Origin of the sequence: Thalassovita sp., assembly GCF_034670005.1 — a bacterium.
Classification (GTDB): Bacteria; Pseudomonadota; Alphaproteobacteria; order Rhodobacterales; family Rhodobacteraceae; genus Thalassobius.
On sequence record NZ_JAXMOH010000002.1, the window covers coordinates 281414 to 306795 of the forward strand.

Consider the following 25382-nt stretch of genomic DNA (forward strand, 5'->3'; position numbering starts at 1 on the left):
GCAGCGAGTCTCCAACACAAAAGTGCGAACATAAAGTGAACAAGAGAAATCATTCTCTACGTGACACGGGGCAAATCGCTATAAAATAGGTCATAGTCCCCTTCATTGTTCAAAATTTTCAATATTTTGGCCTGCAAGTCTGTTTGCAGGTGCAGCGATATTGCATTCCATTTTTTGAATGTTATATTCATGCCAACACCGCGTTGTCGGAAATTCAAAATTGTGAAAGGAAATAGATGTTCTTTCTGAGACAAAGCGCCCCCCGGGGCATGACCGCTTCGCAGGCTGTCGCTCAATCGGCCGAAGGTACGATTACCCTTATCGACGTGCGCGAACATGGCGAAGTCGCCGGGTCAGGCAAAGCCGAGGGCGCGCTGCATATTCCGCTGATGCGACTGCGCGACATGGCCGATCCGCGTCATCCTGATTTTGTTAAGGAACTGGAAGGCTGCGGCACCATCGCCGTCTATTGCGCCTCGGGCGGCCGCTCACATAATGCTGAAATGCTGCTGCGACAGTTGGGATATGATGACGTACACAATATTGGCGGACTGGCCCATTGGGTGCAGGCCGGTGGTTCCATAGAGAGAGTCTGAATATTTCTGTCGAAATGAAAAACGGCGCGGTAATCACCGCGCCGTTTTCTTGTTACATGTGAATGACCCGATCAAAGGCGTCGAGCACGCTTTCATGCATCATTTCGCTCAGCGTCGGGTGCGGGAACACCGTGTTCATCAGGTCTTCCTCGGTGGTTTCCAACTGACGGCCCACCACATAGCCCTGGATCAGCTCGGTCACCTCGGCACCGACCATGTGCGCGCCCAGCAATTCGCCGGTCTTGGCATCGAACACGGTCTTGATCATCCCTTCGGCTTCGCCCAACGCAATCGCCTTGCCATTGCCGATAAAGGGAAAACGCCCGACCTTGATGTCATATCCCAATTCCTTGGCCTTGGCCTCGGTATAACCGACCGAAGCCACCTGCGGATAACAATATGTGCACCCCGCGATGCTTTCGGGCTTGACCGGATGGGCCTGCTTTCCCGCGATCAGATCGGCCACCATCACACCCTCATGGCTGGCCTTATGCGCCAACCACGGGGCGCCAGCGATGTCGCCGATGGCATAAAGCCCGTCGACGCCGGTGCGGCAGAATTCATCCGTTACAACATGGGTACGGTCGATCTTGACCCCAAGGGATTCAAGTCCCAGCCCTTCGACATTTCCGACGATCCCAACGGCCGAAATGACCGTGTCGAAATCTTCGGTGATCGTTTTGCCACCGGTTTCGATATGGGCGGTCACCTTCCCCTTGGCGCGGTCCAGCTTCTTGACCATGGCCTTTTCCATGATCTTCATGCCTTGCTTGACGAATTGCTTTTTCGCGAACCCGCTGATTTCGGCATCCTCCACCGGCAGCACCCGGTCCATCACTTCGACCACCGTCGTTTCGGCACCCAACGTGTTGTAGAAGCTGGCGAATTCGATGCCGATCGCACCCGATCCGATGACCAGCAGTTTCTTCGGCATCCGCACCGGCTGCAGCGCGTGCTTGTAGGTCCAGACCAGATCGCCATCGGCCTCCAGCCCCGGCAATTCACGCGCCCGCGCGCCTGTGGCCAGGATGATGTTCTTGGCGGTCAGATCCTCTGTACCAGCATCGGTCTTAACGCTGACCTTGCCCTTGGCAGGGATCGTTGCGGTGCCCATGACCACGGTGATCTTGTTTTTCTTCATCAGGTGGCCGATGCCACCGGACAGCTGCCCCGCAACACCGCGCGACCGTTTCACCACCGCGTCGAGGTCGTAACCAATGTTGTCGGCGCTCAACCCGAATTCCTTGGCCCGGTGCATCAGATGGAACACTTCCGAGGATCGCAGCAGCGCCTTGGTCGGGATGCAGCCCCAGTTCAGGCAGATCCCGCCCAGATGTTCGCGTTCCACCACGGCAACGCTCAATCCCAGCTGAGCAGCCCGGATCGCGGCAACATATCCACCAGGGCCAGCCCCGATAACGACAACATCAAATGCTTTGGACGACATCAGCCCCTCCGATTCCGAATTTAGTTTGATATTAAACTATTTATAGATGCACATCAATGCAGACAAAAAATCCCGCAACGCCCTAGCGCGCAGCGGGATCAATGCACTGAAATGCCTTGGCATTTAGTTCAGAAAAACAAACCGCAATCAGCTGCCTTGGAATTCCCGAACCTTATTTCCGTATCCACCAGCAGCCAGAAATTCACTTTCATGCGCCGTATCGTGCCGATCCAAAGCCTGATTCCGGTACGGGAAACGACCGAATTCCCGGATCACGTCCCGATGTGCCTTGGCATGGACGAGGTTGCCTGCCCCCGCTTCGGGCATCCGGGCGCACATCAACCGTACACAGCGTTCCTGATCGCACAGATTTTCCGAATGCATAAGCGGCATATAGAAAAACTGCCGCGCAGGTTCGTCGATCTTCATATCCCAGCCGTGATCAATGGCGTTTTTCGCAGCCGCCAAGGCGGCGCTGTCGCTGGCAAAAGCCTCGGCACTGCCACGGAACATATTGCGCGGGAACTGATCCATCAGAATTATATAGGCCAACGCACCGGACGGATAGGTCAGCCACAATGCATAAGCCCCTTCGCAAGCCTCGCGCCATGCCTCCTCAAAACGTTTGCGTATGGTGTCGTCAATCTTTTGATCGACCGCATACCACCCCGCCGGTCCGACTTCGTCGAGCCAGTATGTCAAAATTTCTTCTGCTCTTACCATTGGCTGCCTCCTGAATGGCCTTTGGCAAATCCTTACATGAAAATGTTACATTCAATTTCTTGCGGATTGACAGTAAAAAATTACAACAATCACGTAGTATTAGCTCTCGTTGGTCATTTCTTCATCTTCGTTAGCGCTGTCAAAGGCATATTCCCGCGCAAACTCCACCGCGACCGGTGTCGAGGACTGCATCACTGGGGTAAAGGCGCTGGTATCTTCGCTTGGAATCGCCCGGCGTTGTGTCATCCGGTAGGCGGTATAGGCCGACGTCGCCAGCAACAGAACCGCGATGAGCGCGAAATACCCTTGCGGGCCGACCTTGGACATTACCCAACCAATGATCAGCGGTCCGGCAATCGCTCCGACGCCGCTAATAAATACCATTCCGCCCGATGCCGCAGCCATGTCCTCGACATTGAGAAAGTCGTTGGTATAGGCGATGAGCAGTGAATAAAGCGGGTTCGAGGTTCCACCGATCACAAACGCCGCGACCAGCAGCAGGGTGAAATTCCCGCCCAACAGCAGACCCAGTATTCCTCCGGCACCGCCGATGGCGGCCACTATCATGATCAGCAACCGCCGGTCCATTCGGTCCGAAATCCATCCCAGCGGATACTGCAGCAGAACCGCGCCGATATAAAACGTCGCCACGAAGGTGGAAATTTTCCCAAGGCTCAATCCGGCTTCGGTGCCATAGACCGCAGCCATACCGAATTGCGCCGCGAACACGCCCCCCATCAGGAACATGCCGACACAGCCCAACGGGGAAATGCTTAACAATTCGCGCAGACTCATCGGTTTAGTCGTTTCGAAAGCGGGCGTCGGATTGACCGACAGAAGGATCGGGGCAAACGAAACCGAAACCAAAACCGACGGGATCACGAACAGAATGAAACCCGACGGATCAGCGGTCAGCAACAAACCCTGCGCTGCAACGATACCGATCATCTGTACGATCATATACAGCGACAGTGCCTTGCCGCGGTTTTCATTGGTTGCCGCATTGTTCAGCCAGCTTTCTGCCGTGACATAGACGCCGGAAAAGCAAAATCCGATCAAAATCCGGCCCGCAGTCCAGACCCACGGATCGGCAAAGGTCGGATACAGGATCAGCACGGCGGAAATCAACGATCCAAGCGCCGCAAAGACCCGCACATGCCCCACCCGCCGGATCATTTCCGGCGCCATCCGCGATCCCCCGAGGAAGCCGACGAAATAGGCCGACATCACGACCGACATCTGAAAGGTCGAGAAGCCCTCGATCTGGCCGCGCACCCCCAAAAGAGTGCCCTGAAGACCATTGCCGACCATTAACAGCATCAAGCCCAAAAACAGGGGCCAGGCGCTGGACAGAATTTGTATCATTTTGACCTCGTCTCAAAGCAGACCCGCTGCTTACGGTGTTTATAGGTTTATGCTGATCGCTGAAAGCGACACAAACATGTCGATTTACGCCAAACTTCAATCTCTGTTAGGCGGTATCAGCAAAGACGCGTCACCATAAGAGAAGAACCGGTATTCTTCGCGCACCGCATGATCGTAAATCCGCCTGATCCGGTCATGCCCGATCAAAGCCGAAACCAGCATCATCAAGGTCGATTTCGGCAGGTGGAAATTGGTCATCAACGCGTCGGCCACATGAAATTCGAACCCGGGATAGATGAAAATATCGGTTTCACCGCGCCACGCCGCGATCTGCCCGCCGCGCGCTGCGCTTTCGATCAGGCGCAATGCGGTGGTGCCGACCGGGATCACCCGTCCGCCCGCCGCTTTGGTCGCAGCGATCTCGGCCGCCGCAGTTTCAGAAACCTCGCCCCATTCAGCGTGCATTTTATGGCTGGTCACGTCCTCGACCTTGACCGGAAGGAACGTCCCTGCCCCCACATGCAGGGTTACATGTGTGGTTTCGACCCCTTTGGCGCGGATCGCTGCCAACAGGTCATCGTCGAAATGCAGGGACGCCGTGGGGGCAGCCACCGCGCCGGGATGACGGGCGAAAACGGTCTGATAATCCTGTTTGTCCTGATCGTCAGCGGCGCGTTTAGCCGCGATATAGGGTGGTAATGGCATCATCCCGGCCGCAGCCAAAGCCGCATCGAAATCATCGCCCGTCAGATTGAATCGCAGCCCCCCCTGACCGTCCTCTTTGGCCTCCAGCCGGGCTGACAGCGCAGCGGAGAAGCGGATATCCTCGCCCTCGCGTATCTTCTTCAGTGGCTTTAGCAGCGCCACCCAAGTCCCGTCCGCGCGCGGCTCCAGCAGCGTCACCTCGATCCGGGCGCGGGTTTCGCCCTCGGCCCCCTGGCGGTGCCGTTCCCCCGACAACCGCGCCGGGATCACCTTGGTATCGTTCAGCACCAGCCGGTCGCCCGGACGCAACCAATCGGGCAGATCATAGACATGGGCATCGCTGATGCGATCCCCTTCGGACACCAGAAGCCGCGCCGAAGAGCGCGGTTTGGCAGGTCGGGTCGCGATCAAACGCTCCGGTAATTCAAAATCGAAATCACTCAGTTTCATTGGCTGACCTCGGGGGCTGGGCGGCGGAATATCTCGCGGAACATCCCGGGTGTAAAGATCGACAGCGGATTGACCTGGACTCTGGGGGTCTCTGGGCTGCCGCGCAGCCCGTAGTTAAACCCGATCAACCCTTCACCTTTGCGGGTCAGGATCGACCCGATGGCGTTGAGCGCATAGATCGGCGACAACACACCCTGAAAATCCATCTTGTTGCTGCGGAAATCATAAATCCCGTCCATCGACAACCCCATCGACGCACCCACCGCGCTACTGCGGCGCAGGATCAACTGGTCCGGGGTCAGGCGGAACCGGGCCTCCACCTCACCAAACAGGATGCCGGTGCCGCTCATCTGTTCCAGCAGACCGACAACGCTGATCGTATTGAGCAGCGCCGCAAGGGCGGGAACTTCGCGGATGCGGATATTGCTGATATCCAGCGCGCCATCATATTCACCAGAAGTCGCCGCAGGGTTCAGTGTCATACGCAATGTGCCTTTATGGCCTGTTTTCATCAATCCTGCCGCGGCTATTACGGCACCCGCGTCGTCAGAATTGATTTCAAATCCGCTGCGTCCCGAAACCGGGATCACCTTGCCGGATATCGGGGCTTTGCCATTCACCAAGCCCGAAAAGACACCGGAAAACCCATTCCCGGTGGTGAAATCGCCCCGGAACCGCGTCAGCGCGATGGATTTGGTGACCTGCACCCGGTCCAGCGCGGCGCTGATTGGGCTGCCGCCGGTCGCCACGCCACCACCGCTGGTTGCCGTATCTGGTCGCTTGGTCAAATCCGCCCAGCCGCCCGAAATCCGAACCTCGGGGGCCCGTCCTTTCCCACGCCCGATCAGGGTAACGGGCGCGTTCAGCCAATTCCCCGCAGCGACCGAACTGAACCGCACCTGATCAAGCCCGCCATCCTGTTTCAGCGTCAGCGCCCCCTCGGCCCGCAACCCCGGTGCAGTCAGCGCCAGACGTTCCACGACCGGCGGCGATGACAGCTGTCCGTTCACTTCGAACAACCCTGCCGTTTTTTTAGCCAGAGACCAGCCTATTTCAGGCAGCCGCAGCCCGATTCCCTGCAGATCGCTGGACAGGCTGAACCGTGGCGGCTGGCCCTTTTCCAAAGCAATCTCAAACACACCATCGCCGCGTCCCGACAGACTGCCGGACGGAAGCGCGATGGAAAACTCGTCGAGGAACGCGTTCGACAGCTCGGCGACACCATAAACGCGGGATTTGCCCTTGTTCTCAACGCGCAAATCGTCTTCGTAAACAGCGTCGAACCCGACCTGCCCGATCTGGCCGCGACCGGAAATCTTCAGCAAATCATTACTGGCCGCCAGATCGAGATGCGTCGCCCGCAAGATACGTTGCGGCACCAGCTTGTCGCTGGTGACGTTACTCAGATCTGCGGAGACATTGAAACGGACCTCTTCCGGCAGCAGCTTTTTCTTCAACAACAGATCCAGCGTCCCGCGCGCCTTGACCCGTCCGTCGGCCAGATCGACAGGGCGATCGGCCTTGGTCATCAGATTGATAGGGTCACGGTTCAGCAGAGACAGTGCAGCGGTAACGGTACTGTCGGTGACCAGATTTACCTTGGCTGGGGTCGGTTTCTGCGTGGTGTCGGGGATAACGATGGAACTGCCAGAAATATCGATCAATCCACCCTGATCTGCCTGAATCACACCATGATCCGTAGCGGCGGTAAAAGTATTGCCATTGAGTTCGGCATGGCCCGACGCGTTCTTGATCGGTGGCATAAGGCGGGAAAACTGCACCTCCGCATCGTCGTATTCGAATCCCAGATAGATATCGTGGGGCTGATCGGGATGCTTGCGATAGGCCAGCTGGCCACGTGACAGGGTCACTTGGTGGATGTTTTCCGCGATCCATGTCCGGGTTTTGGTTTTCAGCTTTTCCGGCCAAAGCGCCAGCACCACGTCCGAATCCAGATGTTCCGCCTGCGCGGCGACTGACAATCGCCACCCGTCCGGTTCGGCTGCCGCTTCGCCGCTGACCACCACGACCTGCCCCTGCTCTTCCAGAGTCAGTTCTCCCATCGTCATCACGAAAGGGTCCAGCGCCATTCGGAAACTCATCCGCGCCGCATCCAGAGACAGCGGCGTCTGTAATAACTCTTCAGGATTGGCCGTCAGGCCAGTCAGCGTGAATTGGCCCAGCAATTCCTTTGGAAGGCCGTTTTCCACTCCGCGCAGTATCGCCTTGCCCTCGGCCCGTGCGGTGATCCATTCACTGCTGACCGACACCTCATCAAAAACCAAAGTCTGTTCCGCCGGGGAATAAGTGAAATAGGCCCGGCCCGAGGTAAACGGGATCGGTTTGGTCTGATCGGTCGGCTGAATCGCGCCCTCCGCAATCTGCAATGTACCGCTGATGTTACCAAACCCGGTTTCGGTCACCGATCCGCGCAAGGCACCGGAAATCGGTGCCCGCACCACGTCTAGCCAAGCTACGGCCGCGCTTTGCGCCGCGATATCCTGCGCGGCCATGTCTTCGAAGATCATACCGAATTGTGCCGCCGCCGACCCGATCTGGCTTTCGAAGTTCAACTCCACCGTGGTGGCGTAATCATAGCCGCCCAACAGCGCCAGATCTCCACCGATGCGCAGTTCGTCACCGTCCCGGGTCAGTCGCAACCTGCCCCCATCAATGGTCCAGGCCCGGCCCGATCGCAAATCCTCATAGCGCACGATCATCGCATCGGCATCGACCCGGGTTAAATCGGCGAATTGATCCGACATCAGCAACCGGTCGAGCCCGGTCACCAGTTCCTGAATGCTGGCGGATTGTTCCACCTGAGGCAGGGATGCCCCGAAGGACAGGTCAAACGACCCATCCTTGCGCCGGGTCACGTTGATCTCTGCCCCCGAAAGTTTGACCCGGCCCAACTGCGCCTTGCCCTGCAACAAGGGCCGCAACGCGAGACCTGTTTGCAGATCCGACATCGTCAGGATCACCGGCCCATCGGATTGTGAAATCTCGACATCGCGCAACAGAACCCGCGGGCGGCCAGTGTCTGTCACCAGAACGCTCAACGCACCGAATGTCACATCCATGTCCGGCAACATCTGACCCAGCCGGGCCTCGATTCGCTGTTGCAGCCATTCCGGCGCCCGGATCGGTCGCCCGATCGCGGAATAAACCAACCACACTGCAACCGCCAACACGGCCAAAATCCCGCCGCCAACCCAAAGCGCCGCCCGGGCTTTACGGCTTAGCCGCTTGCGTTGTTGATTGTCTGGCTTGGGGGACATGCCCCGGTCTCCTGCTGCTCTGCCCGTCGGTCTGTGACGCTTTATTCTTGCGTCCGCAACGCTATACCTAACCGGGATCAGAATCCACATGATGAGGAATTGCCGTGACAGATCGAAAAGCCGCCCCCGATTTCACCCTGCCGCAGGATGGCGGCGCGCCCGTCACATTGTCGGCGCTGCGTCCTGCCCCTGTGGTGCTGTTTTTCTATCCGCGCGACAATACCTCAGGCTGCACCAAGGAAGCCAAGGCGTTCACCGCTATGCAGGCGGATTTCGAAGCGGCAGGCGCCAAGGTGTTCGGCATTTCCAAGGACGATATCGCGGCGCATGAAAAATTCCGCGCCAAGCAGGACTTGGGCATCCCGCTGCTGTCCGATGCCGAGGGCACGACCTGCGAGGACTATGACGTGTGGAAAGAAAAATCCATGTATGGCAAGAAGTTCTGGGGCATCGTTCGATCGACCTTCCTGATCGACGGCGACGGCAATATCGCCCGCGAATGGCGCAAGGTGAAAGTCGATGGCCATGCCGAAGAGGTGCTGGAGGCGGTGAAAGCTCTGTGAAAACCCTGACTGAAATGGCGGTGGAGGTTCTGACAACCGCCGATGGGCGCGAAAAGACCGCGCTGTCGCACAAACACGCCGCCACCTGGTTCGCCGCGCGTAAGGCGGGCGACACCATTCCCGTCAGCACCGCCAATCCGCCGCTGCGCCCGGCCCGCCCGGAAAAACCGGAATTGCTGAACCCGCGCGACGTGCCGCGCCGCCGCCCCGGCAGCCCGGCAGGCCGGATCGCGATCCTGCACGCGGTGGCCCATATCGAACTGAACGCGGTCGATTTGCATTGGGACATCATTGCGCGGTTCGGCCATGTGCCAATGCCGATCGGGTTCTACGACGACTGGGTGAAATCGGCCGACGAGGAATCCAAGCATTACAACCTGATCTGCGATTGCCTGGAACAGATGGGCAGCCATTACGGCGCCCTGCCCGCCCATGCAGGCATGTGGCGGGCAGCCGAAGACACTGCCGAAGATTTGCTGGGCCGGTTGGCGGTGGTGCCGATGGTGCTCGAAGCGCGCGGACTGGATGTCACACCGGGCATGATCGAGATCTTCGAAAAGGCCAATGAAACCGGGACGGTGGAGGTACTTCAAGTCATCTATGCAGAGGAGGTCGGCCATGTCGCCTACGGGTCGAAATGGTTCCATTTTCTATGCGGGCGTCACGATCTGGACCCCAAGGATGTGTTCCACGATCTGGTGCGCACCTATTTCCACGGCGCTTTGAAACCACCCTTCAACGAAGAAAAGCGGGCCGAGGCAGGTCTGCCACCGGATTTTTACTGGCCTTTGGCCGACCAAACGCCCCCGCATGGTCGCTAACCCCTTCCTGAATCGGCAATATTTTGCCAATTGGGCGGTTTTCCACCGCCCTCCCGGCTCCAGTCCGTTAAATTTGTTGCTCTGAGGCCACGCTCTGGTAAACAAACGCTGCAGCCAATGCGCCGACAGAGCGGATAACTGCGATTGGGGACGGAAAAAAAGGACGGACGCGTGAGAACACGTCTTACGGCACGTATCGACGCTATTTTGGAACCGTGGTTTCCCGAACGGCGTCTTTTTCTGAGATCGGATAGCGAAACGCGGTTTATACGCCTGCGTCCGTCAACTCAGATAATCGCCTGCGCAGGGAGCGCGGCAGTTGTGGCCTGGGCCATTGTCGCGACCGCTGTCCTGCTGATGGACAGTATCGGATCCGGCAATTTCCGCGATCAGGCCAGACGCGATCAGCAAACCTATGAACACCGCCTGAACCAGTTGGCCAGCGAACGCGATACGCGGTCCGAAGAAGCCTTGGCATCACAGGCGCGGTTCAATCTGGCGCTGGACCAGATTTCGGAGATGCAGACCGAACTTCTCGCTTCGGAAACCGCGCGGCGTGAACTGGAAACCGGAATTGAAGTGATCCAGAGCAATCTGCGCAAGACGATGAAACAACGCGATTCCGCCCGTCAGGAATTGGCCGCACTGGAACAAGAAGCCACTGAAACCACTCATGCCGACACTCTGGCAGATGCTGGTGAAAATGTCAGTGAAACCGTTGATTTCCTTGTCTCGGCGCTGTCAGACACCGCCGCCGAGCGCGACAAGATCCTGGCCGATGCGCAACAGGCCCTGACCGAAGCGGACGATCTCGCCTTCCAGATCAAACTGATGCGCGATCAGAACGACGTTATTTTCCGCCAGCTCGAAGACGCTATGACAGTCTCTGTCAAACCGTTGGACAAAATGTTCCGCTCTGCCGGGTTGAACACCGACAGCCTGATTAATCAGGTCCGCCGAAGCTATTCCGGTCAGGGAGGCCCGCTGACACCGCTATCTTTCTCGACCAGTGGTGAAGAGCCCAGCCTGGACACCTCACGCGCCAATCGTATTCTGAACCAGTTGGATGCGCTGAACCTCTACCGGATCGCCGCAACCAAAGCGCCTTTCGCCAAACCGGTTCATGCGGCCGTGCGCTATACCAGCGGCTTTGGCTATCGCCGCGATCCCAAAACCGGCGGACGCCGTTTGCACAAGGGATCGGATTTCGCCGGGCCGGTCGGCACTGCGGTGTTTTCGACCGCCGATGGCGTGGTGACACATGCGGGCTGGCTTTCGGGCTATGGTCGGCTTATCAAGATACAGCATGAGTTCGGAATCGAAACCCGCTACGCTCATCTGTCAAAAATTCGCGTGAAGGTCGGTCAAAGGGTCTCGCGCGGGGACCGTATCGGTGATATGGGAAACTCCGGACGTTCCACTGGCACCCATTTGCATTATGAGGTGCGCGTCGGCGGCAAGGCCGTCAATCCGATGATCTATATCAAGGCTGCAAACGATGTTTTCTAAAAGCAAAATCAACGAACCCGGCCCCAAGGCCGCAGACGCTGCAAAACCCGCAGCCCCTGAAACCCCTGCCGCGCCGAAAAGCGACTTCAAAGCGACGCCACCCAAGGCCAAACCGCCCGCATCGGTTCTGTCCTCGGATTTGCATATCACCGGCAATATGAAGACCACCGGCGATATTCAGGTCGAAGGCACCGTCGAAGGCGACATTCGCGCCCATCTGCTGACCGTCGGCGAAACCGCCACGATCAAGGGCGAAATCGTCGCCGACGACGTCGTGATCAACGGCCGCATCGTCGGGCGTGTGCGTGGCTTGAAAGTGCGCCTGACCTCGACCGCGCGGGTCGAGGGCGACATCATCCATAAAACCATCGCGATCGAATCCGGCGCCCATTTCGAAGGCTCGGTTCAGCGCCAGGACGACCCGCTGACCGGCGGGAAAGGCGGCGGCGCAAAGCCTGCCGCAGCGGCACCGGCCGCGGCACCGAAAGCCGAAGGCTGAGCAATCGCTCAGGACCGGAATTGGAAAAGCGCCCTCTGGGGCGCTTTTTTGTTCCGCGAATTTCCCAACAGAGGGCGCCCCCCGACCGTGGGTAGGCACACGAACGTCTGTGGCCGCCACTTTATCGTGCCGCCACACCCGAAATTCATAGGTATTGCAAACGAAATCAACGCACCCGCCCATGGCGCGGTCGGGCGCTGAGCCTGTGCTGCAAAGACAAATTGCCTCAAGCTGGTCCATCCCATAACGTTGGAGGCCGTAGCCTATGTTCAGCCGAGAGCCACAAATTCATGACCGCATTCATAATAGGCCAGATGCAGATTCACAGTCGCGACTGGATGGAGGAGTACTTCTCTAAGATCCCAGATGTCGTGACTGCACATTCAGGACAGTTCCTCGTCCGTGGGGGCGATCCCGAACGTCTGGAAGGTGAAAGTCAGCTTCCGGACGCGGCATTTATTATCGAGTTTCCTGATCGCCACTGCGCCAAAAGCTTCTGGAGTTCAGCCGCGTTCCAAAAACTCGCTACTTTGCGGCGCTCCGGCTCCACGCTGAATGCAATCGTCGTCGACAAACTGCCCTAACTGAAAGGCATCTGCGTCTGCAAAGCGGTTCTGCAATGCACGAACGCCCCCCTCTACGCGTCCAGCTCGGCATCCCAATACAGAAAATCCAGCCAGCTATCGTGCAGATGATTGGGCGGGAACTTCCGCCCCATATTGCGCAGTTCCTCTGCGGTCGGGCGGCGCGGCGGTTTGCGCAGATGCAGCCCGGCCCGGCGCAGGCTTTTCGACCCCTTTTTCAGGTTGCAGGGCGAACAGGCCGCCACCACGTTTTCCCAGCTGGTGATGCCCCCGCTGGCGCGCGGGACTACGTGATCAAAAGTCAGATCCCCCCTGCCGCCGCAATATTGACAACAAAATTCGTCCCTCAAAAATAAATTAAAGCGCGTGAAGGCCACGCGCTTTTGGGGTTTAACGTAATCTTTCAGAACCACGACCGACGGTATCTTGATCCGTGTACTGGGGCTTCGGACCTCGAAATCATATTCGGCGACAATATCGACCCGGTCCAGCCAAACCGCCTTGATCGCCTCCTGCCAGGGCCACAGCGATAGCGGGTAATAGGATAACGGCCGGTAATCCGCATTCAAAACAAGCGCGGGATGATGTTTCAGCACCGCCTTTTCCCTTACAAAATCGTGCCTGAAATCTCCGTCCATTAGGTTCAAAAGCTCCCTACCCTGTCTGCCTCATCGTGGCACCAAGGCGGGACACCCCGCCCCAACTCTGATTTAACTATATATCGTGTAGCTGATCCGGCAACCCCCACGATATGCAGCACCTTCATCCAAAGCTTGACGGAACATGATGACACTCAGGTGACGGATCTGTGCTTAAAATTCATGCAGATTGTTCCAAATCACCGCTGGTATTAGCGCCCGCACGCAGGATTGCTGTCCTTGATGTCGCGCAAACGGTGCGCCCCGAAAATCCGATATACTCCAACCGGTCGGCGCATTTGCGCTTGTTCAGGGGAGTACGGGAAATGCAAGACGCAGAAATGACGAATGATGAACGACATTACCTTGTTGGCGGTGGCATTGCCTCGCTGGCGGCAGCGGTCTTCCTGATCCGCGATGCAGGCGTCTCCGGTGACCGAATCCGGATTTATGAACAATTGACGGTTCTGGGCGGGTCGCTCGATGGTGGTGGCGATGCCGAACATGGCTATCTGGCGCGCGGCGGCCGGATGTTCGAAAAACACTTCGCCTGCACGTTCGACCTGCTCGACTCCATTCCATCCGCCGATGACCCTGCACTCTCAGTCAAAGACGACATCATGGCGTTCAACGACATGGTGCCCGGATCGTCCAACTGCCGCCTGGTACGCAATGGCAAACCGGCAGAAGATCGCTATGACCTGACGCTGTCGCCGCTCGATATCCTCGATATCAACCGGCTGATCCTGCATTCCGAACACGGGTTGGGCGGCAGGCAAATCGACGACTGGTTCCATCCCGGTTTCTTCGACAGCAATTTTTGGATGATGTGGTCGACGATGTTTTCATTTCAGCCGTGGCATTCGCTGATCGAAATGCGACGCTACCTGCGCCGGTTCATTCATCTCTTTCCCGGATTCACCCGCATCGCTGGCATCCTGCGCACCCGCTACAATCAATATGACTCGCTGATCGCGCCGATCATCAATTGGCTGCAAGATCGGGGCGTCGAGTTCGAAACCGGCACAACTGTGACAGACCTAACGATCACAGGCGACCTGTCCGCGCGCCAGATCACCGGCCTGACCCTGTCAGATGGCAAAACGGTCGCGATCCGGCCACAGGACCGTGCCTATGTTACGCTCGGCTCAATGACCGATGGATCAGTTCTTGGCGATATGGACACCGCCCCACCGCTTGACGATTCCGAATCCGGGGCCTGGCGGCTTTGGCGCAAGCTGGCCGCAGAAAACAGTGGCTTCGGCCGCCCCGAAGTCTTCTGCGGCGACACCGGCAAAACCGCTTGGCATTCCTTTACCGTGACGCTGCAAGGACCGGAATTTTTCGAATTCATGGAGGATTTTACCGGCAACCGAACCGGAACTGGCGGATTGGTGACATTCGCCTCCTCTGGTTGGACGCTGTCCATCGTTCTGTTCCATCAGCCACATTTTCGCAATCAGAAGAAAGGGCTTTATACCCTCTGGGGCTACGCGCTGCGCGGCGACCGAGAGGGCGACTTCGTCCGCAAACCGATGTGGCAAGCCAGCGGCAAAGACATCCTGACCGAACTGTATGGCCAATTAAACTTGAATGCGGAACAGATAGCTTGGTTTGACAATGCCAGCGTCATCCCCTGCCGTATGCCCTTCATCACCAGCCAGTTCATGCCTCGCAGCTCCGGCGACCGGCCCAAGCTGCGCCCGGCGGGATCGCAGAATTTCGCCTTGCTGGGGCAATTCGTCGAACAGCCGCGCGATTGTGTCTTTACCGTCGAATACTCGGTACGCTCGGCCCGAATGGCCGTTTCGCAACTGACGGGCCGCTGCGATCCACCACCACCCGTTGCGCATACCGACCGCGATCCTTTGGTGCTCATGCGGGCGGCGAAGGTGCTGATGGGGGGCTAGTTTCGGCCCCTCTTCTTCTGTTCAAAAATATCCTGGGGTGAATTGGCTGCAAGCCAAGAGGGGCAAAGCCCCTCTGGCCCGATCCGGATCAAAGCCCGAGCTTGTCGCGCATGAAGGCCAGGGCAACCGACAGTCCGTCGGGTGCAATACCGTGGGCAGTGCCCTTCATGATATGAGCGTAAACCTCTTTGAACCCGGCGGCCTGCAACGCCTCTGCCGCTTCGGGCAGCGACTGCACCGGCACCACGTCATCCTGATCGCCATGCACCAAAAGGATCGGCGGTTTCGACACCGCCTCATCAGCCAACAATTCAGGCGCCATCAAACGGCCGGAAAAGGCAACGATCCCGGCGATTTCGTCTTCCCGCCGTGGCGCGACATGCAGCGACATCATCGTGCCTTGGGAAAACCCGAACAGCACCATCTGTTCCGGCAACAGGTCTTCGTCGATCAGGATCGCGTCCAGAAACGCGTTCAGGTCCTCGGCTGCCTGCTGCATCCCGCGTTCGGCCTCTTCCTCCGACGAATTGTCAATCCACGGGATCGGGAACCACTGGTATCCCATCGGTGCCCCGGCACACATTTCCGGGGCATCGGGCGCGATGAACAACGTGTCGGGCAAATGGTCCGACAGCGGATCGGCCAGCCCCAGCAAATCGGCCCCATTGGCACCATAGCCGTGCAAAAACACCACGACCGACCGTGTCACACCCGATTTGGGCTCTTTCCGGCCCGCCTGTAAAACCCGTGTCATCTGATCCCTTCCCTGTCTTTTGCCACATGGTAATAGGCCCAAAGCTGCCGCGCCGCAACGGCGCGCCACGGGCTCCAGATTTCGGCCATCTGCCGCAGCGCCTTTTCCTTCGGACGCTCGTCCAAGTCATAGAGAATCCGCGCCGCTTCCTGCAACGCCAGATCTCCGGGGGCAAACACATCGGCCCGGCCGAGCGAAAACATCGCATAGATTTCCGCCGTCCAGATACCAATACCGGTCACGGCGGTCAGGGTCTCGATCACCTGTTCGGTCGGGGCCTGACGCAACGCGGCGTAATCGATCCCCGTCTCGGCCAGTGCCAGCGCATACCGCGCCTTCTGTCGGCTCAGCCCGACCGCGCGCAATTCGTCATGAGTTTTCTCTGATATGGCCTCGGCCGTCAGCAACCCGGCTGTTTCCAACCGCGCCCAGATTGCATTGGCCGACGCGACACTGACCTGCTGCGAAATGATGGCGCTGAGAAGCTGCGCGAACCCATCGGGATTGCGGCGCAACGGCAATGGCCCGGTGGCGGCAAAGGCTTCGGCCATTTTCGGATCCTTCGCACAAAGCCAGTCAATGCCTTCCGCGACGCAATCCTCTGTTTCGATAATCCGCCCGATCATAGCCCGTCCACCCAAGCCAGCGCTGCATCAACCGTGGCGACACTGGGCATATTGGGTTGTGGTGGCCGGTCGATCATCGCCACCTTGATCCCAAGTTTACGCGCCGCGAGGAGTTTGGCGTAAGACGCTTCGCCGCCAGCATTTTTTGTCACAAGCCAGTCGATATCCAAATCCTGAAACAATGTGATTTCGCTTTCCAACGTAAACGGTGGTCGCGCCACCAGATATCGCCCGTTCGGCAACGGGAACGGTTCTGGTTGCGGGTCGACCACACGCAGGGTCAGATCGCAATCCGATAGCGGCGCAAAACAGCGCAGCGTCTTGCGTCCGGTTGCCAGAAACACCCGCGCCCCGGCGGGAATGACCCCCACCACCCCGGTTTCGCCGATAACATGGGTCCAGTCATCTCCCGGCTCTGCCTGCCAGGCGGGGCGCAACAATCTGCAATAGGGAATGCCCCGCTGACCTGCGACTTCCGCGGTGCGCAGGCTGATCTGCATTGCAAAGGGATGCGTTGCATCCAGGATTGCCGATATATTTTCGCATTCGAGAAAATGTTCAAACCCTTCGCGCCCGCCAAAGCCGCCAATCCGGGTGAAAATGGCATAAGTTTCGGGGGATTTCGTTTCCCCAGCCAGAGAAGCGATCGCGTCGACACCCCGCGCGGCAAGTCCCCAAGCGATCTGACGCGCCTCGCCGGTTCCTGCCAACAGCAGCAGGGTCATGCGGCACCCTCCGCCCGGGCCAGAATGTTCCCCGCCCGATCGATAACGACGATATCGGCAATGCTGCTTTCTGGCAGCATGGACTGAACCTGTTCCAGCGCTTTTCCGGCGACCATATGAGAAAGCTTTTCACCAGCAATATCATATGCTTGCAATACAGTGTTGCAGTGGCGCATCCGGTCATCATCCAGCCATTGTGCCAACAGATCGAAATCGACTTGGCCACGGCGCGAATGCAGATCGCGTGCGCCTTGGGCGAGTTTGGTAATCTTGCCGATACCACCGCCCACCGTCACCTTCGCAACCGGATGCTTGGCGATGTATTTCAACATGCCCCCGACAAAATCGCCCATGTCCAGCATCGCGCCATCGGGCAGGTCATAAAGGCGTTGCACCACCTTTTCCGAGGTCGCGCCAGTACAGCCCGCCACATGGTGCAACCCTTCGGCCCGGGCCACATCGACGCCACGATGAATCGATGCAATCCAGGCGGCACAGGAAAATGGCCGCACGATTCCTGTGGTACCAAGAATTGACAATCCGCCCTTAATGCCCAGCCGGGGATTCCATGTCTTATCCGCGAGCGCCGCGCCCCCCGGAACCGAAACGGTGATCCGGATATCGGGGCGCTGCCCCAACCTTGCGGCCATTTCCTCGACCGTGGCCTGCATCATCTGTCGTGGAACCGGGTTGATCGCCGGTTCACCTACCGCGATCGGCAGTCCTGGCTTGGTCACTATGCCCACGCCTTCGCCGGCGGAAAATTCAACCCCGCCCGCCGACGCCTCGACCCGTGCCCGGATCAATGCGCCATGGGTCACATCGGGATCGTCGCCAGCATCCTTGATCACCGCCGCCTCGGCCCATCCGTCCCCTTGCGCGGCTCCGGCCACGGCGAATTCGGGCCGTTCCCCGCGCGGCAAAGTAATCCGTACCTTTTCAGGCCGGGCTTCGCCCCACAGCATCATCAATGCCGCCCGCGTCGCCGCGGTAGCACAGGCGCCCGTGGTCCAGCCTCGGCGCAATTCGGTATTGGGTTTCCGATCCATCGCCGCGACTATAGGCGCAGGATAAAGCCGCGCCAATATGTCGTTTCCGGACTTCAATGCGGTCGCAGAGAGCGGCATAAGGAAACCATGACTGATTCACTCACGCTTCCAAAGGGCGACTGGCCCAAATTAGCCCCTGGCTGGGTCTGGCTCTGCGGTGCGGGTCCCGGCGATCCGGGACTGCTGACGTTACATGCGATCAACGGACTGCGTCAGGCGGATGTCGTGATCTACGACGCGTTGGTGCAGGAATCGATCCTGGACTGGGCGCCGCAGGCCGACCATATCTATGCGGGCAAACGCGGCGGAAAGCCCTCGGCGAAACAGCGCGACATCTCGCTGCGGCTGGTGGATCTGGCAAAAGAGGGCAAGCGGGTTCTGCGTCTGAAGGGCGGCGATCCTTTCGTGTTCGGCCGTGGCGGAGAAGAGGCGCAGACGCTGATCCAACATGGCGTTCCGGTGCGGATCATCCCCGGCATCAGCGCCGGGATCGGCGGACTGGCCTATGCCGGTATCCCGGTCACGCACCGTGACGTAAACCAATCGGTCACCTTCGTTACTGGTCACGATCAAACCGGCGAAACCCCGTCTTCGCTGAATTGGAAAGCGATTGCCGAAGGCGCGCAGGTTCTGGTCATCTACATGGGCATGAAACATGTGGACCGGATCGCCAATGCGCTGTTGGACGCTGGCCGCCCTGCCGACGAACCCTGTGCGGTGGTCTGTTCCGCGACAACAGAAAAGCAACAGGTTCTGGAAACCACGCTGGGTCAAATGGCCTCTGATATCGCCGCCAGCGGGCTGGAACCGCCCGCGATCCTCTGCGTTGGCCGTTCGGTCCTGATGCGGCAGGTCCTGGATTGGCAGGCGCTGATGCAGGGGGCCGAACCGCGCAACCTTGATCCGCTGGGCCGGGGCAAACCGTCCGACGCATCATGACCGGGCTGATCATCGCCGCCCCGTCCTCCGGTGCGGGCAAAACCACGGTGACTCTGGCGCTGCTGCGGTTGCTGGCGCGCGAAGGCATCACCGTACGGGGTGCAAAATCCGGTCCTGATTATATCGATCCGCGTTTTCACGAAGCCGCCTGCGATGCCCCCTGCATGAACCTGGATGCCTGGGCCATGCCGCCAGACCGGTTGCAGGCATTGGCCGCGGGCGACGGGCTGTTGATCATCGAGGGCGCGATGGGCCTGTTCGACGGCGCTCCGCCCGATGGCAAGGGCGCGGTGGCCGATCTGGCACGGCTGTTGCGTCTGCCGGTCATTCTGGTCGTCGATGCCGGTCGCATGGCCGGGTCAGTGGCACCGCTGGTTGCGGGCTTTGCCCATCACGATCCGGATGTTCCAGTCAAAGGGGTCATCCTGAACAATGTCGGCAGCGACCGCCATGAAACCATGCTGCGCCGGGCCTTGGAACCGCTGAACCTACCGGTATTGGCTGCCATGCGGCGCGCACCCGACCTGTCGCTGCCCTCGCGTCACCTTGGGCTGGTGCAGGCTGGGGAACGCGTCGATCTGGACCAGTTCCTGAACCGTGCCGCCGATGCGCTGGCGACAACGCTCGACCACGAAGCCCTGCTGGCGCTCGCCCGCCCTTTGCCTGTGGCCACGGCGCGGGCTCGCTTCGCCCCGCCAGCGCAGGTGATCGCCGTGGCCCGCGACCGCGCCTTTGCCTTTTGTTATCCGCACCTGCTGTCCGATTGGCGCGCGATGGGAGCCGAGGTCAAATTCTTTTCGCCGCTGGCTGACGATCCGGTGCCAAAGGCCGGCTTCATCTATCTGCCCGGCGGCTATCCCGAACTTCATGCCGGTCGTCTGGCCCAGAACACACGGTTCAGGGAAAGCCTGAAAAATGCGGCGCAAGACACCCTGATTTATGGTGAATGCGGCGGTTACATGACCCTGGGCGCGGGTCTGACCGATGCAGATGGCCAGCGTCACGAAATGCTGGGCCTGCTGCCGCTGGAAACCTCTTTTGCCACCCGCAAATTACATCTCGGCTACCGTGACCTGACCCCATTGCACGGTCCCTTCAAGATGCCGCTCAAGGCGCATGAATTTCACTATGCCACCACGTTGCGCGCCAAAGGTCCGGCGCTGTTCAGCGCCAAAGACGCCGAAGGAACCGACCTGCCGGATATGGGGCTGAGCCTGGGCCGGGTCAGCGGATCGTTTGCTCATATCATCGATCCGACGGGCTAATCCGCCTTCTTCTTGCTCAAAACACTTCTGGGGTGAGGTTGGTTCGCAATTGTGTCCGTCACAATTCACGCCTTGCGCCGCTGCAAATCTGCCCTTAGCACTTCACGCATGACCCAAACTGAATATGTCCCCGACGATAGCCGCGCAAGACGCAACGTTTATATCCTGGTTCTGGCACAGGCGTTTCTGGGCGCACAGATGCCGATGATCTTTATCATCGGCGGGCTGGCCGGGCAGTCTCTGGCGTCAAATTTGTGTTTCGCAACGCTACCGATTTCGCTGATCGTTCTGGGCAGCATGCTGGCGGCAACGCCCGTGTCGCATATCATGCAGAAATATGGCCGCCGCACCGGGTTCTTTATGGGTGCGGGCGCCGGTGCTATTGGCGGGGCGGTGGGGGCTTACGGGCTCTACCTTGCTTCTTTTCCGGTCTTCCTGCTGGGCAGTCTGATCACCGGGGTCTATATGTCAGCACAGGGGTTCTATCGCTTTGCTGCCGCCGACACCGCCAGCGATACGTTCCGCCCGAAAGCAATTTCCTACGTGATGGCAGGCGGGCTTGCTTCGGCGATCATCGGGCCGCAGATGGTGAAATTGACGGCAGACGCTTTCGTGGTTCCGTTTATGGGCACCTATATGGCCGTGATCGGGGTGAATGTGTTGGGATCGCTGTTGTTTCTGTTCATCGACATCCCGCGCCCGACCGCGCCAAGCGGGGATGCCCCGCGCGGCCGCAGCCGGATAGAGCTGCTGAAGACGCCGCGCATCGCGGTCGCTGTGATCTGCGCCATGGTATCTTATGCGCTGATGAACCTGGTGATGACGTCGACACCGCTGGCCGTGGTCGGTTGCGGCTTTGAAAAAAATACTGCCGCCGACGTTGTCAGTGCCCACGTTCTGGCCATGTATATCCCGTCCTTCTTCACCGGCCATCTGATCGCCCGCTTCGGAGTGGAAAAGATCGTCGCTTTCGGTCTGGTGATCCTGGCCGGGGCCGGGGCGGTGGCACTACAGGGGGTCGAACTGGAAAACTTCTTCATCGCTCTGGTCCTGCTGGGCGTGGGGTGGAACTTCGGATTTATCGGCGCCACCACCATGCTGGCGGGGGCGCATGAACCGAATGAACGCGGCAAGATGCAGGGGCTGAACGACCTGATGGTTTTCGGCGGCGTCACCTTTGCCTCGCTGGCCTCGGGCGGTTTGATGAACTGTTCGGGCGGCAGCGCTCAGGCGGGCTGGACCAGCGTCAACCTGGCAATGGCCCCGTTCCTGATGCTGGCCGGTGGCGCGTTGATCTGGCTGATGTTCCAGCCGAAGGATGATTACTGACCCCGGGCAAATCTGATACCGGGAAAGCTGGCCGCCCGGATCGGTTGCGTCGGCTTAGCTTGGTGCAGGGAGCGTGAAGGGGGTGTACCCCCCTCTACGCGCGTCGCGCGCATTCACCCCGGATATTTCTAAAAAGAAGACTACTGGCTTACCAGCGGTGACGTTGAGCACGCCAGAGCAGGGTAAGGTTCTTGCGGAATTCGGACGGCCGCAATGCGCCTTGCTTGACCCTTTGCGGGGCCGCAACCGCCCGTGTCAGGATCGAGCCGGCCTGCCAGGCCGAAAGCAGTGCCGGAGCCGCCGAAGGCGCAATACCGTCGCGTTGCGCGCGCGCGCGTGACAGCCGCGTCAACCCGTCACGCGCCAGCGCCACGACAGCGGCATCGCGTCCATCAAGCAACGGCACCCGCCCGGCCTTTTCCAGCTCCGGGATCGCGCAAAGGAAATTGGCCAGCCCGCTGGCATAACCGATATCGCGAATGACCGCCTCGTCGCCGCCGCCAAGAGCCTGAACGGCGGCAAGCAGCAGGTTGGAAGACGTGTTCTGCAGATAGGTTTCAAACGCAGTTTCGTCTTCGAAAGGATCGCGGTAGATGTCCCAGCGGCGCGCCTCGATCAGGTCGTCGATCCAAACCGCCCCCTGGACATCCAGAATTTGCGCCAGCGGCGTCACTACCTGATGCCGCCGGGGTTGCTTGCCTTCCGCGATCTCTTGCAGAGCGTCCCGCCACCATTGCAGCCGCATCTCAGCGACCATCGGTTCCTGCGTCACCCAAGGTGCACGGGCAATCTCGACATTGGCAGCAAAGATCGGGAACAACATGGCCCGCGCGGCAACAGGCGCGGCCATGACGGCCCGAAACCGATCCGGATCGGCCTGTTCGACCAGTTGCGCACAGGCCAGCAGATCGGGGTCGTCAAATCCCATCAATGAAATCCCCGATCAATTTCAGCGTTTGCGGTGCCTCAACCACATCGAGATGAGACACCCCGTCGATCAGCACATAGCGCCCTTTATCGTTGTATTCGGACATCAGCGGTTCGTAACGTTTGGCAAAAAATGCCTCGTCCTCGCGCCCCGCGATCAGCAAGAAGCGCGGCAAGGCGGCGATGTCTTTCTCATAGGACGGTCGCGGCGCGAAGGACGTGTTGAGCCGGTAGGAATAAGCGGTCGTGGCGGTATGCCCCAAGGGCCCGTTGAGCACCGATTTTGGCATGTCGAATTGGATCACTGTCAGCGCGTTCAGCGCCTTGATCCCGACCGCGTTCAACAGGCTCAGCCCGATCACCCGACGAGTCAGCACATGGGCCCATCCGCCGGAATTGGGTCGCGTGGTGGGCGCGTTATATTTCAGGAAAGGTGCCAGCAGAATCGCGGCATCGATCAAATCGCCCTGCGCCCCGCCTGCAAACCGCACCACCAGCCCGCCGCCCGAACTGTGCCCGGCGAGGATCACCTTCTGCCCCGGCTTCACCCGGGCATGGATCAGATCGGCCAGATCGTCCTCGAACTGTCCGATATAGTCCAGATCACCGCGCCGCCCGGGATTCGCCCCGTGACCACGCAGGTCGGGCACCAGAACATCGGCCTTACCCGCCAATTGCCGCGCTACCCCGTCGAATTGCCCACCATGCCAGCCCGATCCGTGGATCAGCACCAGAAGCGGGCTTTTTTCCGGCCCTGAAACAGACCGCACGGATAGCTTGAACCCATCTCGCATTGTCACTTTTTCAATCGGCAGAGGCGTGGTTTGACGCCCGATCTGACGGCTGAAATCCAACCCTTCTGTGCCGGGCAGATCCCCGGGCCGTTGCGATCCGATCAGCCCAAGCGCAATCGCCAGTGGAACCGCCGCCGAAAGAGCCGCGACCCGAACCACTCCCCAGATCATGACGCTTGTCCTTCGCGCAGTAATTTCCAGTTGATCGCATCCAGAAGCGCCTCGAAGGATGCATCCACGATGTTTGGTGACACCCCGACGGTGGACCAGCGTCGCCCCTGCCCGTCTTCGCTGTCGATGATAACGCGGGTCACGGCCTCGGTGCCGCCCTGGGTGATGCGCACCTTGAAATCCACCAGACGCATATCGGCCAACTGGTCCGAATAGCGCCCCAGATCTTTGGACAGCGCCTTGGCCAGCGCGTTCACCGGGCCACGGTCGCCGCCGGTTTCATCAAGAGATTCCGACACGGACAGTTTCTTTTCGCCGTCGACCTTCACCACCACGACCGCTTCGGACAGGCTGATCATCCTGTCATACTTGTTCTTGCGCCGCTCCACCGTCACCTTGTAGCGCTTGACCTCGAAGAAGTCGGGGCTCAGCCCAAGTTCCTTACGCGCCAAGAGTTCGAAACTGGCCTGCGCGCTGTCATAGGTATAGCCCTCGGCTTCGCGTTGCTTGATGATATCAAGTATCCGAGCCAGTGCCGGATCACCCTTGTCGACCTGCAATCCGGCCTCGGCCAGACGGCGGCGCAGGTTCGATTGCCCGGCCTGGTTCGACATTGGGATGATCCGCTCATTGCCGACAAGGCCCGGATCGATATGTTCATAGGTGCTGGGATCCTTCAGGATCGCGCTGGCATGCAGCCCCGCCTTGTGGGCAAAGGCCGAGGCCCCGACATAGGGCGCCTGCCGGAACGGCACCCTGTTGAGGATATCGTCAAGCGTCCGGCTGGCCCGCACCATCCCGGTCAGCGCGCCATGGCTGATCCCGGTCTCAAAATGACTGGCATAGGGTTCCTTCAGCAGTAGCGTCGGGATCAGCGTGGTCAGGTTGGCATTGCCGCAGCGTTCGCCCAACCCGTTCAGGGTGCCCTGAACCTGCCGCGCCCCGGCATCGATGGCCGCAAGCGACCCGGCCACCGCGTTTTCAGTGTCGTTATGGGTGTGAATGCCCAGATGGGTGCCCGGAATGCCCGCCGCGATCACCGCGCGGGTGATTTCCCCGATTTCGCCCGGCAGGGTGCCGCCATTGGTGTCGCACAGCACGATCCATCGCGCCCCGGCCTCGAAAGCGGCGCGCACCGCGTCCAGCGCATAACCCGGGTTTGCCTTGTACCCGTCAAAGAAATGTTCCGCATCGAACAGCGCCTCGTGCCCCTGGGCCACCAGATATTCAATGGATCGCGCGATATTTTCGATGTTTTCCGCCAAGCTGATGCCAAGAGCGGTCTCGACATGGAAATCATGGGTCTTGCCCACAAGGCAAACCGCAGGCGTACCTGCATTCATCACCGCCGCCAGCACATCGTCGTTTTCCGCCGACCGCCCGGCCCGCTTGGTCATGCCAAAGGCGGTAAACTGCGCTTTCAGCTTTGGTTTCGCCTCGAAAAATTCGCTGTCGGTCGGATTGGCCCCGGGCCAGCCGCCTTCGATGTAATCGACGCCCAGCTCATCCAGAACCGTGGCGATCTGCATCTTCTCGGGGGTCGAAAACTGCACCCCCTGGGTCTGCTGCCCGTCGCGCAGCGTGGTGTCGTAGATATAGAGGCGCTCTGTCATTCTGCACATTCCCCGCCGGGGCGCGCAGCGGCCCGGCATGCGCCCGCCCGCCCCCAGGCGGGCGCATTCTGCGCCCGCCTGGGGGCGGGCGGGCGCATGCCT

23 protein-coding genes are annotated in these 25382 nt (G+C 59.5%); 10 read left to right on the forward strand and 13 right to left on the reverse strand.

Features of this window, described 5'->3' with window-relative positions; translation table 11 throughout:
* Positions 1 to 236 precede the first annotated feature (236 nt).
* The gene (locus VOI23_RS05250) at positions 237 to 596 is read left to right on the forward strand and encodes a rhodanese-like domain-containing protein (RefSeq protein WP_323782584.1); all 360 of its coding nucleotides are present in this window, start codon (positions 237 to 239) and stop codon (positions 594 to 596) included.
* 52 nt (positions 597 to 648) lie between these two features.
* On the opposite strand, the gene lpdA is transcribed toward VOI23_RS05250, so the two are convergent.
* The 5 genes from lpdA to VOI23_RS05275 all read right to left on the reverse strand — a co-directional run bounded on the left by lpdA (position 649) and on the right by VOI23_RS05275 (position 8564).
* Entirely contained in the window at positions 649 to 2043 is a 1395-nt protein-coding gene (lpdA, locus tag VOI23_RS05255) for a dihydrolipoyl dehydrogenase (RefSeq protein WP_323782586.1), read from the reverse strand.
* Positions 2044 to 2190: 147 nt separating this feature from the next.
* Complete coding sequence (locus tag VOI23_RS05260; protein WP_323782590.1) at positions 2191 to 2766, reverse strand: DUF924 family protein; 576 nt, start codon at positions 2764 to 2766, stop codon at positions 2191 to 2193.
* A gap of 99 nt (positions 2767 to 2865) precedes the next feature.
* Entirely contained in the window at positions 2866 to 4131 is a 1266-nt protein-coding gene (locus tag VOI23_RS05265) for an MFS transporter (RefSeq protein ID WP_323782593.1), read from the reverse strand.
* 96 nt (positions 4132 to 4227) lie between these two features.
* A complete protein-coding gene (gene queA, locus VOI23_RS05270) occupies positions 4228 to 5286 on the reverse strand; it encodes a tRNA preQ1(34) S-adenosylmethionine ribosyltransferase-isomerase QueA (protein ID WP_323782596.1) in 1059 nt (352 codons plus the stop codon).
* The gene (locus VOI23_RS05275) at positions 5283 to 8564 is read right to left on the reverse strand and encodes a DUF3971 domain-containing protein (protein WP_323782599.1); all 3282 of its coding nucleotides are present in this window, start codon (positions 8562 to 8564) and stop codon (positions 5283 to 5285) included. Before VOI23_RS05275 ends, queA begins: the two co-directional genes overlap by 4 nt.
* A 104-nt stretch (positions 8565 to 8668) precedes the next feature.
* Between VOI23_RS05275 and VOI23_RS05280 the strand changes: the two genes are divergently transcribed.
* The 5 genes from VOI23_RS05280 (at position 8669) to VOI23_RS05300 (ending at position 12540) form a co-directional block, all read left to right on the forward strand.
* Positions 8669 to 9127, forward strand: coding sequence for a peroxiredoxin (locus VOI23_RS05280; RefSeq protein WP_323782602.1), 459 nt, complete (start codon positions 8669 to 8671; stop codon positions 9125 to 9127).
* Between the two features lie 14 nt (positions 9128 to 9141).
* Positions 9142 to 9948, forward strand: coding sequence for a ferritin-like domain-containing protein (locus VOI23_RS05285; RefSeq protein WP_323783696.1), 807 nt, complete (start codon positions 9142 to 9144; stop codon positions 9946 to 9948).
* Between the two features lie 171 nt (positions 9949 to 10119).
* Complete coding sequence (locus tag VOI23_RS05290) at positions 10120 to 11457, forward strand: M23 family metallopeptidase (RefSeq protein ID WP_323782604.1); 1338 nt, start codon at positions 10120 to 10122, stop codon at positions 11455 to 11457.
* Complete coding sequence (locus VOI23_RS05295; protein ID WP_323782607.1) at positions 11447 to 11956, forward strand: polymer-forming cytoskeletal protein; 510 nt, start codon at positions 11447 to 11449, stop codon at positions 11954 to 11956. The genes VOI23_RS05290 and VOI23_RS05295 overlap by 11 nt, the downstream gene beginning before the upstream one ends.
* 290 nt (positions 11957 to 12246) lie before the next feature.
* A complete protein-coding gene (locus tag VOI23_RS05300) occupies positions 12247 to 12540 on the forward strand; it encodes a DUF1330 domain-containing protein (protein WP_323782610.1) in 294 nt (97 codons plus the stop codon).
* Positions 12541 to 12593: 53 nt separating this feature from the next.
* On the opposite strand, the gene VOI23_RS05305 is transcribed toward VOI23_RS05300, so the two are convergent.
* A complete protein-coding gene (locus tag VOI23_RS05305; protein WP_323782613.1) occupies positions 12594 to 13178 on the reverse strand; it encodes an HNH endonuclease in 585 nt (194 codons plus the stop codon).
* 326 nt (positions 13179 to 13504) lie between these two features.
* On the opposite strand from VOI23_RS05305, the gene VOI23_RS05310 reads away from it, so the two are divergent.
* Positions 13505 to 15088: an oleate hydratase gene (locus VOI23_RS05310; protein ID WP_323782616.1), complete on the forward strand. Its 1584-nt coding sequence runs from the start codon at positions 13505 to 13507 to the stop codon at positions 15086 to 15088.
* 88 nt (positions 15089 to 15176) lie between these two features.
* On the opposite strand, the gene VOI23_RS05315 is transcribed toward VOI23_RS05310, so the two are convergent.
* Genes VOI23_RS05315 through VOI23_RS05330 form a run of 4 tightly spaced genes read right to left on the reverse strand, consistent with a single transcriptional unit; the run spans position 15177 to position 18242 of the window.
* Complete coding sequence (locus tag VOI23_RS05315; protein ID WP_323782619.1) at positions 15177 to 15842, reverse strand: alpha/beta hydrolase; 666 nt, start codon at positions 15840 to 15842, stop codon at positions 15177 to 15179.
* Positions 15839 to 16468, reverse strand: coding sequence for a DNA-3-methyladenine glycosylase 2 family protein (locus VOI23_RS05320; RefSeq protein ID WP_323782622.1), 630 nt, complete (start codon positions 16466 to 16468; stop codon positions 15839 to 15841). Before VOI23_RS05320 ends, VOI23_RS05315 begins: the two co-directional genes overlap by 4 nt.
* The gene (locus VOI23_RS05325) at positions 16465 to 17193 is read right to left on the reverse strand and encodes a cobalt-precorrin-6A reductase (protein ID WP_323782624.1); all 729 of its coding nucleotides are present in this window, start codon (positions 17191 to 17193) and stop codon (positions 16465 to 16467) included. The genes VOI23_RS05320 and VOI23_RS05325 overlap by 4 nt, the downstream gene beginning before the upstream one ends.
* Positions 17190 to 18242 carry a cobalt-precorrin-5B (C(1))-methyltransferase gene (locus VOI23_RS05330; RefSeq protein ID WP_323783698.1) on the reverse strand — a complete coding sequence of 351 codons (1053 nt, stop codon included), beginning with the start codon at positions 18240 to 18242 and terminating at the stop codon, positions 17190 to 17192. The genes VOI23_RS05325 and VOI23_RS05330 overlap by 4 nt, the downstream gene beginning before the upstream one ends.
* An 87-nt stretch (positions 18243 to 18329) precedes the next feature.
* Here VOI23_RS05330 and cobA point away from each other — a divergent pair, with 87 nt between their 5' ends.
* The 3 genes from cobA (at position 18330) to VOI23_RS05345 (ending at position 21775) form a co-directional block, all read left to right on the forward strand.
* On the forward strand, positions 18330 to 19181 hold the full coding sequence (cobA, locus tag VOI23_RS05335; RefSeq protein WP_323782627.1) for a uroporphyrinogen-III C-methyltransferase: 852 nt from the start codon (positions 18330 to 18332) through the stop codon (positions 19179 to 19181).
* On the forward strand, positions 19178 to 20446 hold the full coding sequence (locus tag VOI23_RS05340) for a cobyrinate a,c-diamide synthase (RefSeq protein WP_323782630.1): 1269 nt from the start codon (positions 19178 to 19180) through the stop codon (positions 20444 to 20446). Before cobA ends, VOI23_RS05340 begins: the two co-directional genes overlap by 4 nt.
* Before the next feature lie 108 nt (positions 20447 to 20554).
* The gene (locus VOI23_RS05345) at positions 20555 to 21775 is read left to right on the forward strand and encodes an MFS transporter (RefSeq protein ID WP_323782633.1); all 1221 of its coding nucleotides are present in this window, start codon (positions 20555 to 20557) and stop codon (positions 21773 to 21775) included.
* A 148-nt stretch (positions 21776 to 21923) separates the two neighbouring features.
* On the opposite strand, the gene VOI23_RS05350 is transcribed toward VOI23_RS05345, so the two are convergent.
* Genes VOI23_RS05350 through cimA form a run of 3 tightly spaced genes read right to left on the reverse strand, consistent with a single transcriptional unit; the run spans position 21924 to position 25280 of the window.
* Positions 21924 to 22703 carry a squalene/phytoene synthase family protein gene (locus VOI23_RS05350; protein WP_323782636.1) on the reverse strand — a complete coding sequence of 260 codons (780 nt, stop codon included), beginning with the start codon at positions 22701 to 22703 and terminating at the stop codon, positions 21924 to 21926.
* A complete protein-coding gene (locus VOI23_RS05355) occupies positions 22693 to 23667 on the reverse strand; it encodes an alpha/beta hydrolase (RefSeq protein ID WP_323782639.1) in 975 nt (324 codons plus the stop codon). Before VOI23_RS05355 ends, VOI23_RS05350 begins: the two co-directional genes overlap by 11 nt.
* Positions 23664 to 25280, reverse strand: coding sequence for a citramalate synthase (gene cimA, locus VOI23_RS05360; RefSeq protein WP_323782642.1), 1617 nt, complete (start codon positions 25278 to 25280; stop codon positions 23664 to 23666). The genes VOI23_RS05355 and cimA overlap by 4 nt, the downstream gene beginning before the upstream one ends.
* Positions 25281 to 25382 lie beyond the last annotated feature (102 nt).